The organism is Luteimonas sp. Soil_C_16 (assembly GCF_057657295.1).
Window position 1 is genome coordinate 279,338 of sequence record NZ_JBDGIS010000003.1, and the last position, 15,121, is coordinate 294,458.

General features: G+C 69.5%; 17 protein-coding genes, 1 tRNA gene and 1 other RNA gene. 11 read left to right on the top strand and 8 right to left on the bottom strand.

Annotated elements, in window-relative coordinates; translation table 11 throughout:
- Positions 1–307: 307 nt before the first annotated feature.
- From moaC to ffs, 6 genes are all read left to right on the top strand, one after another.
- A complete protein-coding gene (gene moaC, locus AC3A5T_RS07700) occupies positions 308–823 on the top strand; it encodes a cyclic pyranopterin monophosphate synthase MoaC (RefSeq protein ID WP_487628054.1) in 516 nt (171 codons plus the stop codon).
- A complete protein-coding gene (locus AC3A5T_RS07705) occupies positions 820–1,062 on the top strand; it encodes a MoaD/ThiS family protein (protein WP_232135930.1) in 243 nt (80 codons plus the stop codon). The genes moaC and AC3A5T_RS07705 overlap by 4 nt, the downstream gene beginning before the upstream one ends.
- A 2-nt stretch (positions 1,063–1,064) precedes the next feature.
- Complete coding sequence (locus AC3A5T_RS07710) at positions 1,065–1,508, top strand: molybdenum cofactor biosynthesis protein MoaE (RefSeq protein WP_487628055.1); 444 nt, start codon at positions 1,065–1,067, stop codon at positions 1,506–1,508.
- Entirely contained in the window at positions 1,505–2,518 is a 1,014-nt protein-coding gene (locus AC3A5T_RS07715) for a Vgb family protein (protein ID WP_487628056.1), read from the top strand. Before AC3A5T_RS07710 ends, AC3A5T_RS07715 begins: the two co-directional genes overlap by 4 nt.
- Complete coding sequence (locus AC3A5T_RS07720) at positions 2,515–3,078, top strand: hypothetical protein (protein WP_487628057.1); 564 nt, start codon at positions 2,515–2,517, stop codon at positions 3,076–3,078. Before AC3A5T_RS07715 ends, AC3A5T_RS07720 begins: the two co-directional genes overlap by 4 nt.
- Before the next feature lie 104 nt (positions 3,079–3,182).
- Positions 3,183–3,279, top strand: an RNA gene (gene ffs, locus AC3A5T_RS07725) — signal recognition particle sRNA small type.
- A gap of 93 nt (positions 3,280–3,372) precedes the next feature.
- Here ffs and AC3A5T_RS07730 read toward each other — a convergent pair.
- Positions 3,373–3,924 carry a lipocalin-like domain-containing protein gene (locus AC3A5T_RS07730; protein WP_487628058.1) on the bottom strand — a complete coding sequence of 184 codons (552 nt, stop codon included), beginning with the start codon at positions 3,922–3,924 and terminating at the stop codon, positions 3,373–3,375.
- Between the two features lie 449 nt (positions 3,925–4,373).
- Positions 4,374–4,466, bottom strand: a tRNA-Ser gene (locus AC3A5T_RS07735).
- Positions 4,467–4,590: 124 nt separating this feature from the next.
- On the opposite strand from AC3A5T_RS07735, the gene dnaX reads away from it, so the two are divergent.
- The 4 genes from dnaX to AC3A5T_RS07755 all read left to right on the top strand — a co-directional run bounded on the left by dnaX (position 4,591) and on the right by AC3A5T_RS07755 (position 7,846).
- Complete coding sequence (gene dnaX, locus AC3A5T_RS07740; RefSeq protein ID WP_487628059.1) at positions 4,591–6,378, top strand: DNA polymerase III subunit gamma/tau; 1,788 nt, start codon at positions 4,591–4,593, stop codon at positions 6,376–6,378.
- Positions 6,378–6,698 carry a YbaB/EbfC family nucleoid-associated protein gene (locus AC3A5T_RS07745; protein ID WP_487628060.1) on the top strand — a complete coding sequence of 107 codons (321 nt, stop codon included), beginning with the start codon at positions 6,378–6,380 and terminating at the stop codon, positions 6,696–6,698. The genes dnaX and AC3A5T_RS07745 overlap by 1 nt, the downstream gene beginning before the upstream one ends.
- 88 nt (positions 6,699–6,786) lie before the next feature.
- On the top strand, positions 6,787–7,380 hold the full coding sequence (gene recR / locus AC3A5T_RS07750; RefSeq protein ID WP_487628061.1) for a recombination mediator RecR: 594 nt from the start codon (positions 6,787–6,789) through the stop codon (positions 7,378–7,380).
- Positions 7,381–7,498: 118 nt separating this feature from the next.
- Positions 7,499–7,846, top strand: coding sequence for a histidine triad nucleotide-binding protein (locus tag AC3A5T_RS07755; RefSeq protein ID WP_487628062.1), 348 nt, complete (start codon positions 7,499–7,501; stop codon positions 7,844–7,846).
- Positions 7,847–7,877: 31 nt separating this feature from the next.
- Here AC3A5T_RS07755 and AC3A5T_RS07760 read toward each other — a convergent pair whose 3' ends face one another.
- The 4 genes from AC3A5T_RS07760 to AC3A5T_RS07775 are packed head-to-tail and all read right to left on the bottom strand — an operon-like array spanning position 7,878 to position 12,209.
- The gene (locus tag AC3A5T_RS07760) at positions 7,878–8,369 is read right to left on the bottom strand and encodes a Slp family lipoprotein (protein WP_487628063.1); all 492 of its coding nucleotides are present in this window, start codon (positions 8,367–8,369) and stop codon (positions 7,878–7,880) included.
- Positions 8,366–10,309 (bottom strand): transglutaminase TgpA family protein, encoded by a 1,944-nt coding sequence (locus tag AC3A5T_RS07765; RefSeq protein ID WP_487628064.1) that lies wholly within the window; start codon positions 10,307–10,309, stop codon positions 8,366–8,368. The genes AC3A5T_RS07760 and AC3A5T_RS07765 overlap by 4 nt, the downstream gene beginning before the upstream one ends.
- Complete coding sequence (locus tag AC3A5T_RS07770) at positions 10,309–11,262, bottom strand: DUF58 domain-containing protein (RefSeq protein WP_487628065.1); 954 nt, start codon at positions 11,260–11,262, stop codon at positions 10,309–10,311. The genes AC3A5T_RS07765 and AC3A5T_RS07770 overlap by 1 nt, the downstream gene beginning before the upstream one ends.
- Positions 11,262–12,209, bottom strand: a complete 948-nt coding sequence (locus tag AC3A5T_RS07775; protein WP_487628066.1) for an AAA family ATPase — start codon at positions 12,207–12,209, stop codon at positions 11,262–11,264. The genes AC3A5T_RS07770 and AC3A5T_RS07775 overlap by 1 nt, the downstream gene beginning before the upstream one ends.
- 63 nt (positions 12,210–12,272) lie before the next feature.
- On the opposite strand from AC3A5T_RS07775, the gene AC3A5T_RS07780 reads away from it, so the two are divergent.
- Complete coding sequence (locus AC3A5T_RS07780; RefSeq protein ID WP_487628067.1) at positions 12,273–14,114, top strand: ArnT family glycosyltransferase; 1,842 nt, start codon at positions 12,273–12,275, stop codon at positions 14,112–14,114.
- Between the two features lie 11 nt (positions 14,115–14,125).
- Here the strand turns inward: AC3A5T_RS07780 and AC3A5T_RS07785 are convergent, their stop codons facing one another.
- Entirely contained in the window at positions 14,126–14,704 is a 579-nt protein-coding gene (locus AC3A5T_RS07785; protein WP_487628068.1) for a Maf family protein, read from the bottom strand.
- Positions 14,701–15,054, bottom strand: a complete 354-nt coding sequence (locus AC3A5T_RS07790; RefSeq protein WP_487628069.1) for a hypothetical protein — start codon at positions 15,052–15,054, stop codon at positions 14,701–14,703. Before AC3A5T_RS07790 ends, AC3A5T_RS07785 begins: the two co-directional genes overlap by 4 nt.
- Positions 15,055–15,121: the final 67 nt, after the last annotated feature.

Genomic DNA, 15,121 nt, shown 5'->3' on the forward strand with positions numbered 1-15,121 from the left:
GTTCTGTCAGGGGCGCAAACATCTCCACTGCAGCCTTGATCGTCATTCCGGCGGAAGCCGGAATCCAGGGCCTCTACGCGGGTCTCGCCGAGTGCGGCCAGACTGAGCGAGGGTAGGCAAGTCGCTGGATTCCGGCTGTCGCCGGAATGACGGGAAGACCTTCAGGGCCGCCGTCTAGCCTTCCGGATTTCCGGTACTCGATCCGTGCATGTTTCGAATCGGATTTTCGTCATCGAACTCCAGGTGTCGCGAGCCACTTCAGACCGGCCCCGGTAACATCCGCTTTCCGCAGTCACGACGCAGGCGCATGGCCCGCACGAAACCGAAAGCGCCCGCAGCGCTGACCCACATCGACGCCGCCGGCCGACCGACCATGGTCGACGTGTCCGCGAAAGCGTCCACTGCGCGTGTCGCCAGCGCCGAATGCCGCGTGCGCTTTCCCGCCGATGTCGCCACGCAGTTGCACGCCAACGGTTTGAAGAGCGCGAAGGGCGGCATCGTCGACACCGCGATCATCGCCGGCACGATGGCGGTCAAGCGCACGCACGAACTGATTCCGTTCTGCCATCCGTTGCCGATCGACGGCATCGCCATCGCGATCGATTGGCTGGGCGAACGCGAGCTGCGCATCGAATGCACGGTGAAGACCACGCACCGCACCGGCGTGGAGATGGAGGCGCTGACCGGCGCGACCATTGCGGCGCTGACCGTCTATGACATGTGCAAGGCGCTGTCGCACGCGATCGTGCTGGGCCCGGCAAAACTGGTCGGAAAGCGCGGCGGCAAGCGCGATGTCGGATCGATCGCGGGCGGTGCGCGATGAGCGACGTGCGCGTGCTGTATTTCGCCAGCCTGCGCGATGCCGCGGGGCAGGGCGAGGAAACCTGGACCACAGACGCGGCCGACCTGCGCACGCTGTACGCGGAACTGCGTGCGCGCCACGGCTTCGTGTTGCCGGTCGAGCGTCTGCGCGTTGCCGTCGATGGCACGTTTGCGCGCTGGGACGATGCGCTGCAGGCCGGCAGCGAGATCGCGTTCATTCCACCGGTCAGCGGAGGCTGAGCATGGACACTCGAGAATTCTGGCTGGCGGATGCGCCGGTCGATCTGGCACCGCTGCGCCGCCGCGTGCAGCACGATCGTGCAGGCGCGTTCGCGAGCTTCGAAGGCTGGGTGCGCGACCACAACGACGGGCGCCCCGTGCTCGGCCTGCGTTACGAATCCTATGTCGCGCTGGCCGAGGCCGAAGGCGCCAAGGTCGTCGCCGAGGCGCGCGAGCGCTTCGACCTGTGCGCGGCGCTGTGCGTGCACCGCATCGGCGACCTGGCGATCGGCGACATGGCGGTGTGGGTCGGCGTGACCGCCGCGCATCGAGGCGCGGCGTTCGACGCCTGCCGCTACATCATCGACGAGATCAAGGATCGCGTGCCGATCTGGAAGCACGAACGCTATGCCGACGGCGATGCCGGCTGGCTGCATCCCGAGTCGCCGCGCGGCGGTGACGCATGAGGCGGCTCGCCCTCGCTGCGGTGCTGGTCGCGGCCTTGTGCAGCGCGCATGCCGCGCCGCGACTGCTGGTCGGCAACAAGTCGGCCGATACCGTCTGGGCACTCGATCGCGCGACGGGCGCACGCCTCGCCGAGTACGCGACCGGCCCGGCGCCGCACGAGATCGCAGTCTCGCGCGATGGCCGCACCGCTGTCGTTACCACCTACGGTCACCAGGACGCGCATCACGCGCTGACGGTGATCGATCTCGTCGAAGGCGATACGCGCACCATCGACCTGGGCACCCACGGGCGCCCGCATGGCCTGCAACTGCTGGCCGATGGCGATGCGCTGGTCACGACAGAAAGCAGCGGCGCGCTGTTGCGCGTCGACATCACGCGCGGAGCGGTGACGGGCGTCGCGGAGGTCGGCGACGGCATCGGTCACATGGTCGCAGTGTCGAAGGACGGCGCGTTCGCATACGTCAGCAAGATCCGCGCGGGCACCGTCGTGCGCGTGGGTCTGGCGACCATGCGTGCGACCGCGGAGCGGTCGGCGGGCGCCGGCGCGGAGGGCATCGCCGTTGCGCCCGACGGACGCGTCTGGGTGACCAATCGCGCCGACGACATCGTGACCGTGCACGACCCCGAATCGCTCGAGATCGTCGCGACCCTGCCGAGTGCGGGATTCCCGATCCGCGTCGCGTTCACGCCCGATGGTCGGCATGCGCTGGTCACCAACGCGACCGCCGCGACGCTGTCGGTGTTCGACGTTGCCTCCCGCCGCGCTGTGGCGTCGGTCGCACTGGCACCGAAGGATGCCGCGCTGCAGACGACGCTGCTCGGCAACGGGCCGCTGCCGATCGGCGCGATCGTCGATCCGGACACGCCGCGTGCCTATGTCGCGATCAGCGGTGCCGACCGGATTGCCGTGATCGATACGCGCGACTGGAACGTTCTCGATTACTGGACGACGGGGCGCGAACCCGATGCGCTGGCGCTGGCGCTGGCACCGGGCGAGGTCGCGCCTTGATCCGCGGCATCGGTGTGCTCGTCTGCATCGCAGGCCTCGCCGGTTGCGCTTCGTCGCCGCCGGTCGAACCGGCCCAACCGCCCGAGCCGCCACCGCAGGGTGCAGTCGGCGCGTCCTTGATGGAGCCGGCCGCGGATACGCGGCGCATGGACATGCAGCGCAATCGCCGTTTCATCCATCCCAATCTCGACATGCCTGCGGCAATGCCGGTCTATCCAGCGGATCAACTGATTCTGCGTCTTGCGCCGGTCGTGGTGTGCATCGATGCCGCAATCGACGCGACGGGCGCGGTGGCCGCAGCTGCGCCGCGCACCGATGCGGACTGCGCGCTGCCGGAGGCGATCGAGATCGCACCGTTCACCGATGCAGCGCTCGCCGCCGTGCGCCAGTGGACGTATGCGCCCGCGTTGCTGTGCGTGGCGCCGGAACCATTCGATGGCACTGATCCCTGTCAGGCCGAGGGCGTCGTCGAAACCCCGACCGCGGTGCGCCTGTCCTATGCATTCCGGTTCAGCCAGCAGGCCGGCACGCCCGAGGTCGAGCGCGTAGGCGCGCCGTGATCGCTCGCAGCGGATAGGCGAGTCGTCGCGGGCCTGCTAGACTCCGCGTCCCGTCGTCATGGCGGGGTCGGGCGCACGGCCCGATGCGTGCCTCCATGGTGGCCCCGTCGGCCCCTCGCGACGCTAGATCGAAAATCCCGCCAGGGCCGGAAGGCAGCAACGGTATCGGTCGATGCGGGCGCCGAGGTCAGTCGGCGGGGTCATCACCTTGTCCGGCAGTCGCCAGCGAATTCCGGTCACGGATCGCAGTGCATCCGGCGGATGGACGCGCGTGCCGATCCGCCGCATCGAGTCTCAACGCGTCTCGCGTGCACGCTCGAAGGTGATGATGCTGCGCGTCTCGCCTTTGTCGGCCCAGTTCGGCATGACCCGCCACGGCGTCAGTACCTGCAGGCGATCGCCGTCGAGCTTGAACTGCCGGCGCTGCTCGGTGCCGACCCACGCCGGATTCCATGCCACATCCACCGCGGTGATCCAGGTGTCGCCTTCGATCCGGTAGCGGCCGGTATAGGCGATCACGGTTTCCAGCAGGCGCGCCTTTTCCTGCGCACTCTCGCCCGGCTCGCGACCCTCGCCGGTCAGCACGAACCACACGCGGCCTTCGGGCGCGAACATCACGTAGCCGGTCGGCTGGTCGCCCATCGGCGGAAAGGTCTCGCCGCCTGCCTTGACCTCGACTTCGTAGGAGACCAGTCGCCAACTGCCTTCGACGGGCGCGGGTGTCGCGGTTGCGGCGGGCTCGGGCGTGTCCTGTGGAGTCGACGGAGTGGTCTGGGCCATGGCGAACGTGGACAGTGGCAGTGCGATGGACATCAGCAGCGGGGCGGCGAGACGACGGGTCAGCATGGCGGATCTCCGGATGGGATGCGATGCGGGCGGGCGCCGGATGCGGACTGGGAGCGCGGGCCCTTCGGTCGTGCAGCGATACGCTGTGATGCGTGAACGTGTTGTTGGAGGGGGCGATCGGGGTTTCGTGCCTGGGCAGCGAGTCCGTTGAGTTGCAGCACCTACGAACGCAGGGTCGTCATCCCAGTGGCTTCCAACAGACGAATGTCTGGTCACGCTGGGAGCTATTTTGACTTGGCTCGATCGAAGATCGGGCAAGCGGGTCGCGCAATGGGCGGATTGCTCGGCCCATCCATGGGCCTCACCCCGCCGGCGCAGTGCGCCTGCGGGGCCAGCCATTCGGCTGTCCGGATTCGCTCCGGGCGAATCCGTCGAACCCGCGAGGGTTCTCTCACCCCCTCTCTCCGCCAGAAACGCAAAACGCCCCACGAGGGGGGCGTTTGCGTTTCTGGCGGAGAGAGGGGGATTCGAACCCCCGAAGCGCGGTTTAGACGCTTACACACTTTCCAGGCGTGCTCCTTCAACCGCTCGGACACCTCTCCAGAACTGGCCCTTCGCGGAGCGCCTGGGCGCTGCGCAACGGCGTCGGGACGCCGCGGGCCGGCCATTCTATCCGTCGGCGCCTGCGGTCACAAGGAACCGTTGGGGGCGTGGCAGAATACGGGGATGTCCTATCTCGTCCTCGCCCGGAAGTGGCGTCCGAAGCGGTTCGCCGAGCTCGTCGGCCAGGAGCACGTGGTCCGTGCGCTGACCAATGCGCTGGAAACCGGCCGCGTGCATCACGCCTTCCTGTTCACCGGCACCCGTGGCGTCGGCAAGACCACGATCGCGCGCATCTTCGCCAAGAGCCTGAACTGCGAGACGGGCACGTCGTCCGATCCCTGCGGCGAGTGCGAGACCTGCCGCGCGATCGACGCGGGCCGCTACATCGATCTGCTCGAGATCGACGCCGCCAGCAACACCGGCGTGGACGACGTGCGCGAGCTGATCGACAACGCGCAGTACATGCCCTCGCGCGGCCGGGTGAAGGTCTACCTGATCGACGAAGTGCACATGCTGTCGAAGTCGGCGTTCAACGCGCTGCTCAAGACGCTGGAAGAGCCGCCGGGGCATGTGAAGTTCCTGCTGGCGACGACCGATCCGCAGAAGCTGCCGGTCACCGTGCTGTCGCGCTGCCTGCAGTTCAACCTCAAGCGGCTCGACGAGCAGCAGATCCAGGGTCAGATGACGCGGATCCTCGAGGCCGAAGGCATCGCGGTCGAGGCCGGTGCGATCCGCCAGCTGTCGAAGGCCGCCGATGGCAGCCTGCGCGACGGGCTGTCCCTGCTCGACCAGGCCATCGCCTATACCGGCGCGGGCGGCGAGGGCGGCGCGCTCGGTGATGCGGCAGTAGCGACGATGCTCGGCAGCGTCGATCGCACGCGCGTCGGTGCGCTGCTGTCTGCCTTGGCCGATGGCGATGGTGCGGCGCTGCTCGCCGAGGTCGCGACATTGGCCGAATTTTCGCCCGACTGGGGCGGCGTACTCGACGCGGTCTCCGAAGCGCTGCATCGCATCCAGGTGCGGCAGCTGGTGCCGGAAGTTTCAGTCGATAACGACGGCGTCGATGTCGATGCGATCGCAGCGGCGGTACGTCCGGAAGTCGTGCAGCTCTGGTACCAGATGGCGCTCAACGGACGCCGCGACGTCGGCCTGGCGCCGAGTCCGCGCGCCGGCTTCGAGATGACCGTGCTGCGCATGCTCGCGTTCCGGCCTGCCGAAGGCGGCGCTGCTGCGCGGGCCGCGGGCAGCGGCCACCGTACGAGCGGTCCTGCCGCGGCGCGTGCTGCATTGGGGGCACAGGTGGCGGCCGAGTCTGCAGTTTCACCGCGCGCAGTCGCGCCGTCGCTGCAGGCCGCACCTACGCTGGCACCGCCACCTGCGGTCGTCGAAACGCGTGCTGTGCGTCCGGCGCCTGAACCTGCGCGCGCTGCGCCGCCCGTCGAGCCGCCGCCGGTCGCCACGCCGCGGGCCGAAGCATCGCCGCCGGCCGTCACTGCGAAACTGCGCACGCTCGACGCCCACCAGTGGCTCGATCTCGTCGCCGACCTGCCACTGCGCGGACCGGTGCGCGAACTCGCCGCGAGCGCTGCCTTCGTCTCGCTCGACGGCGCCGTGCTGCGGCTCGCGTTGCCCGAAGCGGACGAGCATCTGAAAGCGCCGATCATGGTCCACCAGCTCTGCGAGGCACTCGCCGGCCCGCTCGGCGGCGCGCCGCAGATCCGCTTCGAGACCGCGGCCGCCAGCGAAACCGTGACGCTGCACGAACGCAATGCGCGCGAGCGCGATGCGCGGCAGTCGAACGCGGAAACCAGTTTCATGTCCGATCCGGACGTGCAGCGACTGATGTCGCAGCAGGGCGCCAGACTGGTGCCCGATTCGATACGCCCTTTTGAAGAACGAGGATTCCAGTGATGCGTGGAAACATTGCCCAGTTGATGCAGCAGGCGCAGAAGATGCAGGAGAACATGCAGCGCGTGCAGCAGGAGCTCGCCAGTCTCGAAGTCGAGGGCAGCGCCGGCGGCGGCATGGTCGCGGTCACGCTGACCGGCAACAAGGAATGTCGCAAAGTGCGCATCGATCCCAGCGTGCTGTCGGACCCGGAAATGGCCGAAGATCTCATCGCCGCCGCGTTCAACGACGCGTCGAACAAGGTCGACGAAGAGTCGAAGAGCCGCATGTCGGGCGCGACCGCCGGCATGCCGCTGCCGCCCGGCATGAAGCTGCCGTTCTGAGCTGCAGTGATTCGTGATCCGAGGTGACAGGCCGCGCGCTGCCAGCTTCTTGGCCCTCACGCATCACCTCTGACGAATCAGCAACCGCATGTCCGCCCTGCTCGAACAATTGATCGATGCGTTGCGTGTGCTGCCCGGCGTCGGGCAGAAGTCCGCACAGCGCATGGCCTACCACGTGCTCGAACGCGGGCGCGAAGGTGGCGCGCGGCTCGCGACGGCGCTGGCCGAAGCGGTCGAGAAGATCGGCCATTGCCAGCGGTGTCGTGACTTCAGCGAAACGCCGGTCTGCCCGACCTGCAGCAGCGCCGCGCGCGATTCGCAAACGCTGTGCGTGGTCGAGACGCCGGCCGACCGGCTCGCGATCGAGCAGGCCACGGGCTTTCGCGGGTTCTACTTCGTGTTGCAGGGCCGGCTGAGTCCGCTCGATGGCATCGGTCCGCACGAGCTCGGGCTCGACCTGCTCGGCGCGCGGCTGGCCGAAGGCGAGGTGCAGGAACTGATCATCGCGACCAACCCGACCGTCGAGGGCGAGGCGACGTCGCATTACCTGGCGCAGATCGCGCGCCAGCACGGCGTGCGCCCCAGCCGCCCCGCGCATGGTCTGCCGCTCGGCGGCGAACTGGAATACGTGGATCGCGGCACGCTGTCGCATGCCTTCGGCAGTCGCAGCGAAGTTGCCTGAGCATCGAAGTTCGGGCGTCGGATGACCGGTTACCCGTCGACGGCGGGCGTTCGCGGGGGCGTGGTGCCGTGAGCGGTGACGTATGCTTTTCGGAACCCTCGCTCGATTCCAGAAGCCCATGACCACCATCTTCCACAAGATCATCCAGCGCGAGATTCCGGCCGACATCGTCTTCGAGGACGACCACGTCATCGCGTTCCGAGACATCGCGCCGCAGGCGCCGGTGCATGTGCTGTTCGTGCCGAAACAGGATTTCGCCACGCTCAATGACGTGCCGGTCGACGCGCCCGAGATCATCGGGCGGCTGGCGGTTGCGGCCGTCCGGTATGCGAAAGCGCAGGGGTTCGCTGAAGACGGCTACCGCATCGTCATGAACTGCAACGCACACGGCGGGCAGACGGTGTTCCAGATCCATCTGCATCTGCTGGCCGGCGCGCCGCTGGGGCGCTTTGGCACTGCAGCGTGATCCGCAACCGCGCGCTTCTACAGAACGACGATCACCAGTAACCCCACCACGGCCATGGCGCCGGGCGCGTGATCACGTCGACGCGCTCGCGCTTCGGCCACAGATAGACCACGTCGGCCTCGACGCGCGGAAAGCGGTAGTCGTACGCGCCGACACGGCGAGAGTCGTAGCCGGCGATGCGGCCGGTGAAGGTGACTTCGCGGTTGACCTCGAACACCGCCGGATCGTAGAAGCCGGCGCGGCAGGCAATGAAGCGGCCATTGGTGTCGTCGCTGGCCCAGTACGGCCGGCCGGTCGCGGTCAGGCGCGTGGCGATCATCTCGAAGCAGGTCGCGTCGGTGCGCGGTTCCACCTGCACGATACGCCCGCCCCAGCGCACCATCGCGCCGGTGTGCTCGCCCTGTACGGCGGCGTGCGGGGTCAGCGCTTCGACGTAGCCGCCCTGCAGCGGTTTCGGTTGGGACGCGCATGCGCCGAGCAGCAGGGCGCCGGCGACAACGGGCAGCAGGCGAAGGGCGGTCATCGAGCGGTCTCCCGGGCTGGACGGTGCGTGCGCAGTGCCCGCACCAGCGTCGCGTCGGACGCCGCCGGAGCGTAGCGGGCCGCGACGAAACGGTGGGTGAGGGCGACGAGCGCGGCCTCGTGCGGGCGCGCGGCCCGGACGCGTTCGGCCCAGGCGATCGCAGGCTCGTGCCGTTCGCGTGCCAGACCGAGGCGCGCATACCGGCGGCCCAGTCGATGCCAGGCGCGCAGCAGCGGATCGCGCTCGCGTTCTGTCCGCGCGACCAGCCACAGCATCCAGCCCAGCGCCAGCGCTGCGCACAGCGAGAACAGCGCGGCGAGGCCGCCGGTGTCGATGTTTTCGAACCCGATGCGCTGGAGCATGCGCTGCTGGCGCGCGGCGTCGAAACCGAGCACGAAATCGTTCCACGCGCGCCGTGCCCAGTCGCCGAGGTCGGCCATCGGCAACAGCGCAGCACCGCCACCGCCACCGGCGCCGAGCCGGTCTTCCAGCGTGTCGTAGATACGCTCGGGCGCGACGGCTGCGGTCGGATCGACGCGCACCCAGCCGCGGCCTTCGAGCCAGACTTCGTTCCAGGCGTGGGCATCCATGCGCCGGACGATCCAGTAGTTGCCGAAGCGGTTGCGGGTGCCGCCCGTGTAGCCGGTGACGACGCGCGTGGGAATGCCGGCCTCGCGCATCAGCACCGCGAAGGCGGAACTGAAGTGTTCGCAGAAACCGGCGCGGTAGTCGAAGAGAAATTCGTCAACGGCGTGGCGGCCGGGCAGCGGTGTGTCGAGCGTGTAGGCGAAATCGCTGCGGATCCAGGCGAGCGCGCGGTCGACGAGAGCGCCGTCGTCGTTCGTTTCGGCACGCCACTGCTGCGCCAGCGCCCGCGTGCGTGGATTGAAGTCAGCGGGCAGTTGCAATGCGAGCCGGCGCAGCGAATCGGGCAGGTCCGCTTCGAAGCGGGTCGGCGGCGCGGACCGCAGCTGCCAGCGGGTCACCCGGTCGAGCCGGCGTTCGCTGGTCAGCGTGTATTCGTGCGCGGCGCGCATGCCGTCGGGAAATGCGAGCGGCATCTCCAGTGCGACCAGCAGGTTGCGCTCGGTCGGTTCCAGCGCGATCTCGTAGTTCCAGGTCGGCGCGCCGTGTTCGACCGTTGCCGGCGGCAGGCTGCGCAGCCAGTGCGACGCCGTCCAGCTGCGGCCGTCGTACTGCGTCAGCGTCGGGCCGCGCCAGTACATCTCGCGCGTCGAGGGTTCCGCGCCGCGGAAGGTCACGCGCATCGCAGGGGTGTCGTCGGCGATGAGGTCGATCCAGTCGCCGGGCGACATCTCGTCCGACAGGCCGGGCCGCGCGGTCGACAGATCGGGAATACCCCAAAGCGGCGTCGCGAGACGCGGGAACAGCCAGAACGCGGCGAGTGCAAGCGGCAGACCGATCGCGATCAATCGCGCGACGATGCCGATGCGCGTGGCGTGGCGCACGCCGGCCGCCGGCAGTCCCGATTCCTGTTCCGACAAACGCGCGAGTGCCGCCAGCACGAGCACTGCGCCGACAAGACCGAGCGCGAGGGACAGTGGCCCCTGGTCGAGCAGGAACGTCGCGAACGGTGCGAACAACGCGAAGCCGAGCAGGCTGCGGGCATCGCGCACGGTGCGCAGTTCGGACGGCTTGATCGCGAGCATGCCGGCGAGCAGGGCGCAGCCGGTGTCGCGGCCGACGTTCATCCCGCCCTGCGCGAGCACGAGGCCGAACACGGCCAGCGCCAGCACCGTGCGCAGCCACCCCGGCGCCGCGCGCCGCGACGCCATGGCCGCGGCGATCGCGCCGGCGCCGGCGATGACCAGCGGCAACGGCATCGGCAACTGCAGCAGCAGCGGCAGCAGGCAGACGGCCGCGGCAGTCAGCGACCAGCGTCGGCCGGCGGTATCGAGTGCGAGCGCGGTGCGCGCCATCAGCCGGCGTCCGGCAGCAACGCGAGCGCGCGCAGGCAGGCATGGCGATGCGCAGCGCCGCGATCGGGACCGATCACCGGTTGGCCGGGCAACTGCAGCCGATAGCGCACGGCCTCGCGTTCGGCCTCGTCGACCCAGCGCGCCAACCGGCGGATCTTCGATTCGGGGTCGAGCGTGCCCAGACGCTGCCAGTCCAGCGTCAGGTCATCGCCCTGCGGGCGCTCGAACTCGCGCACGATCAGCGCATCGCGCCGCGCCGATGCTTTCCACGCGATGGTCCGTGGCGCATCGCCCGAGCGCCAGTCGCGCAGATGATGCAGCTCCTCGCCGGCCGGATTGAGCCGGGCCTGCGCTTCGTCGCCGCCACCCTCAGGCAACGGCGGGCCGGCTGCCTCCGGCGCGGGGTAGACGAGAAAGCGTGCCGTCGGCCAGACCCACGACCACGCACGTGCCAACCCCAGCGGGCGTGTGGTGCTGATGCGCAGCCGCGGCGACGTCAGCCAGCCGCGACGGACCGTCGGCAAGGAGACGGTCGCTTCGCCGCCGGATGCGCCGAGCGACAGCGGCGCCGCGCTGTCGCCGATCGCCACGCGCAGACCGCGACGCTCGCGGCCGGGCGCCGCTTCGACGTGCACGTGCAGCGGCATCGGCGTGCCGGCCGCGACCGGTTCGCCGTGCACCGCACGGATCTCGAGACCGCTGAGCTGCAACTGCGTCCACAACAGGCTGGCCATCGCGGCGCCGACCAGCAACAGGCACAGCAACAGGGCCGGATTGTTGTTGTAGTTGAGCGCGCCGATCGCCATCGTCGCCAGCAGCGCGGTGACGAACGCGCCGAAGCCCGTCGGCAGGATATAGATGCGCCTGCGATCCAGACGCGCCGGCAACACTTCCGGCCGGCGCGGACGCGCCCAGCTTTCGACACGACGGCGCAGGCCGGCGAACGCGGGCATCAGTCGACCGGCACGGCCTGCAGGATCGACGCCGCCAGTCCGTCGCCGGCCGCATCGGCCTCGGCGACCAGGCGGTGGCTGGCGATCAGCGGGAACAGTGTCTGCACATCGTCGGGCAGCGCGTGATCGCGGCCCTGCAGCAATGCGAGTGCACGGGCCGCGCGCAACAGCGCGAGACCGGCGCGCGGCGACAGGCCCACGCGGACGCCGGGATGCTGACGGCTGCGTCCCATCAGCGCCTGCACGTAATCGATCAGTGCCGGGCTCGCGTGGATCGCCGTGACTGCGCGGCGCAGCGCGAGCAGGTCATCGGCGCCGAGCCGTGGCAGCGTTTCGGCGATCAGCGTGCGCCGGTCGCTGCCCGAGAGCAGCGCACGTTCGGCATCGCGATCGGGGTAGCCGAGCGTGAGCCGCAGCAGGAAACGGTCGAGCTGCGAATCGGGCAGCGGATACGTGCCCGAAAGATCCACCGGGTTCTGCGTGGCGATGACGAAGAACGGATCGGGCAGGGCATGCGTGGTGCCGTCGACGGTGACCTGCTGCTCGGCCATGGCCTCGAGCAGCGCGCTCTGGGTACGCGGCGGTGCGCGGTTGATCTCGTCGGCCAGCAGCACGTTGGTAAACACTGGGCCGCCGTGGAATTCGAAGCGGCGCGCGCTGCCTTCGTAGACCGAGACGCCGACGACGTCCGACGGCAACAGGTCGGAGGTGAACTGCACGCGCTGGAAGTCTAGGCCGACCGTCGCCGCGATCGCATGGGCCAGCGTGGTCTTGCCGAGTCCGGGCAGATCCTCGATCAGGATGTGGCCGTCGGCGAGCAATGCGACGAAGCTCATCGTCACCGCCGTCTCCTTGCCGAGCACCAGCCGGTTCACCTGGACCAGCGATGACGACAGGGCTTCACGCTGGGTGTCGGTTAGCATGGCGGGCGTCGTCGGGTCGGGCATGCATGTGCTCCTGCGGCGGTCCCCCCGAGTGTAGCGAGGTCGAGTTCAATGCGGCGGATGGAAATGCGCACGGTGTTCGTCGTGCTGTGGACGACGATCGTGCTGCTGAAACTGGCCATCGCCGCGCGGCTGCCGCTGTTCGTCGACGAGGCGTTCTACTGGCTCGAAGGCCAGCACCCCGCGTTCGCCTATTCCGATCTGCCGGGCCTGACCGCGTGGCTGATCCGCATCGGCACCGAAGTCTTCGGCGACGGTCTGCTCGCGGTCCGTCTGCCCTTCATCGCGATCTCGGCGCTGGTGCCTTGGCTGGTGGTGCGCCTGACCGCGCGCGAGTTCGATCCGCAGTCCGCGTGGCTGTCCGGATGCGCGGCGCTGTTGCTGCCGCTGCTCGGTTCGCTCGGCGTGATGGCGCTGCCCGACGCGATGCTCGCGCTGGCGACCGTGCTGTGTCTGGACGCGGGCGTGCGCCTGCTGCGCGGCGTGACCCACGGCGGCGCCCTGCTGCTCGCGCTCGGCCTGTCGCTCGGCGCACTGAGCCACTACCGCTTCATCGCGGTGATCGGCGTCGGCATCGTCGCGCTGCTCGCGATCGCCAAGGGTCGCGAAGCGCTGCGCGACCCGCGCGTGTGGATCGCCATCGCGACCGGCGCCGCGGCATGGATTCCGCTGCTGGTGTGGAACGTCGACAACGCCGAAGCCGGACTGCGCTTCCAGATGGTCGATCGGCATCCGTGGGCGCTGCATGCCGACGGCTGGCAGTTCATCGTGATCCAGGCGGTGATGGTGACGCCGCTGCTGTTCGCCGCACTGCTGGTCGCGGCCTGGCGTCTGCGCCGCGCGCCGGACGATGCGGCGCGCTTTCTCGCGATCTCCGGCGGGTTGATGGTGCTCGGCTTCTTCGCGCTCGGCTTCGTCGCCGACACCGAACGCGCGAGTTTCCATTGGCCGCTGCCGGGCTATCTCGCGCTGCTGCCGCTGGTGGGCTTCGTGCTGATGACGTGGCCGCGCTGGCTGCGCATCGCCACGTGGGTGACGCTGGCGCTCGGCTTCGTCGGTGTGGTGGGGTACTACGCCGCGGTGTCCGCGCCCGAAGTGCGCGAGCGCAGCGCGGGTCTGAAGTGGTACCCATCGAACTTCGCAGGTTGGGACACGCTGGCCGATGCGGTGCGCGAAGAGCTCGCGGCCATGCCGGCCGACACGGTGCTCGTGGCCGACAACTTCAAGATCGGCGCCGAACTCGGCTTCGCGCTTGGCGATCCGCGCATCCGGGTGCTCGACCATCCGCTCAACCGCCACCACGGTCGCGCGCCGCAGCTGCAGCTGTGGCATCTGCAGCTCGACGATCGCGCCGAACTGGCCGGACGCCCGGTGCTGCTCGTCACCGGCGCCAACGACGTGAAGTTCAGTGCACTGCTGCAGCGCTACCAGACGATCTGTGCGCGCATGGGCGCATTGCCGGTGTCGCGCGTCGTCAACGCGGACCGCGGCGCGCAGCGTTTCATCCTCTCGCGCTTCGATGCGGATGCGACGTCGGGCGAGGGCGACTGCGTCACGCCGGCGCTCGCCCATGTCGACACACCGCTGGCGGGCGCGCGCGTCGATGCGCCGTTCGAAGTGCGCGGCTGGGCGGTCAAGGACGGCAGCGGCGTCGCCGCGATCGCGATCACCCTCGACGGTGCGCCGGTTGCGCAGGCGCAGTACGGCGCGCCGAATCCCTGGATCGTCGAGCAGTTTCTGGCCGGCAGATCCCGCGATCCCGCGGGCGTCGACATCGGTTTCAGCGCGACGATCGATCCGGCGACGCTTGCGCCCGGTCGCCACTGGCTCGGACTCGAGATCACCGGCCGTGACGGCTCGGTCGAACGCTGGGCCGAACAGCCGATCCAGGTCGCGCCCGCGCGCTGAGGCGCGCAGCGTCAGGGCAGGGTGTAGCCCGCCGTACGCAGCAGGCGCGCGGTCGCGATCAGCGGCAGGCCGACCAGCGCGGTCGGGTCATCGCTTCGGATCGCCTCGAACAGCACGATGCCGAGCCCTTCGCATTTGAAGCTGCCGGCGCAGTCGAACGGTTGCTCGGCATCGACGTAACGCGCGATTTCGTCCGCCTGCAACATGCGGAACACGACTTCGGTGCGGTCCTGCGCCTGCAGCGTCGGCTGTCCCGCGCGCGCCAGCGCCAGCGCGGTGTGGAAGATCACGCTGCGGCCGGACATCGCCGTCAGCTGCGCGATCGCCGCGTCGCGGCCGCCGGGTTTGCCGAGCGGACGACCATCGAGCGCGGCCACCTGGTCGGATCCGATGACCCATGCGCCCGGCGCCCGCGCAGCAACCGCCTCGGCCTTTGCCACGGCGAGCCGGGCTGCGAGCGTATCGGGGGCTTCACTGCGTCCGGGCGTCTCGTCGACCTCCGGCCGTTCGCAGGTGAACGGCAGCCGCAGGCGGTCCAGAATCCCGCGGCGATAGACCGATGTCGAGCCGAGGATCAGCGGCGGGTTCATGCGCCGGCCCCGGCGCGGACCAGCGCCAGCTGGGCGAGCTGGCGGTCGATGCGGGCCTGCGCCTGTTCGATCGATTCACGCATCGCCTCCAGCGCCGCGACATCCGCGCGCGCGCCGTGCTGCTGCAGCCACAGCCGCTGGCGCAACATCTCCTGCAGCGCATCGCGCACGGGATCGCCGCCGTCCTGGCCGATCTGGGCACGCGCGATCCGCAGCCGCGCTTCGAAGGTGTCAGCGGCGTCCAGCACGCGCGCATACGCGCGGTGCCGGCGCCGGACGCGGTGGCGCCAGGCCAGTACAATGGCGGCCGCAAGCAGGGTGGCCAGCAGCAGGCTGGGGATCGGCTGCACGCAGGATGTCCGGTGGCGCGGCGGGCCAGTCTGCCCGGTTGCTCGCAGGGCCGGCAAATCCGCCTGT

Excerpts from the sequence above, each read along its gene's own strand:
- AC3A5T_RS07775 (WP_487628066.1), bottom strand. The coding sequence starts at position 12,209 with ATGCCCGACCCGACGACGCCCGCCATGCTAACCGACACCCAGCGTGAA.
- AC3A5T_RS07705 (WP_232135930.1), top strand. The coding sequence starts at position 820 with ATGAGCGACGTGCGCGTGCTGTATTTCGCCAGCCTGCGCGATGCCGCG.
- moaC (WP_487628054.1), top strand. The coding sequence starts at position 308 with ATGGCCCGCACGAAACCGAAAGCGCCCGCAGCGCTGACCCACATCGAC.
- AC3A5T_RS07715 (WP_487628056.1), top strand. The coding sequence starts at position 1,505 with ATGAGGCGGCTCGCCCTCGCTGCGGTGCTGGTCGCGGCCTTGTGCAGC.
- AC3A5T_RS07710 (WP_487628055.1), top strand. The coding sequence starts at position 1,065 with ATGGACACTCGAGAATTCTGGCTGGCGGATGCGCCGGTCGATCTGGCA.
- AC3A5T_RS07755 (WP_487628062.1), top strand. The coding sequence starts at position 7,499 with ATGACCACCATCTTCCACAAGATCATCCAGCGCGAGATTCCGGCCGAC.
- recR (WP_487628061.1), top strand. The coding sequence starts at position 6,787 with ATGTCCGCCCTGCTCGAACAATTGATCGATGCGTTGCGTGTGCTGCCC.
- AC3A5T_RS07745 (WP_487628060.1), top strand. The coding sequence starts at position 6,378 with ATGCGTGGAAACATTGCCCAGTTGATGCAGCAGGCGCAGAAGATGCAG.
- AC3A5T_RS07730 (WP_487628058.1), bottom strand. The coding sequence starts at position 3,924 with ATGCTGACCCGTCGTCTCGCCGCCCCGCTGCTGATGTCCATCGCACTG.
- AC3A5T_RS07765 (WP_487628064.1), bottom strand. The coding sequence starts at position 10,309 with ATGGCGCGCACCGCGCTCGCACTCGATACCGCCGGCCGACGCTGGTCG.
- AC3A5T_RS07780 (WP_487628067.1), top strand. The coding sequence starts at position 12,273 with ATGCGCACGGTGTTCGTCGTGCTGTGGACGACGATCGTGCTGCTGAAA.
- AC3A5T_RS07770 (WP_487628065.1), bottom strand. The coding sequence starts at position 11,262 with ATGCCCGCGTTCGCCGGCCTGCGCCGTCGTGTCGAAAGCTGGGCGCGT.
- dnaX (WP_487628059.1), top strand. The coding sequence starts at position 4,591 with ATGTCCTATCTCGTCCTCGCCCGGAAGTGGCGTCCGAAGCGGTTCGCC.
- AC3A5T_RS07785 (WP_487628068.1), bottom strand. The coding sequence starts at position 14,704 with ATGAACCCGCCGCTGATCCTCGGCTCGACATCGGTCTATCGCCGCGGG.
- AC3A5T_RS07760 (WP_487628063.1), bottom strand. The coding sequence starts at position 8,369 with ATGACCGCCCTTCGCCTGCTGCCCGTTGTCGCCGGCGCCCTGCTGCTC.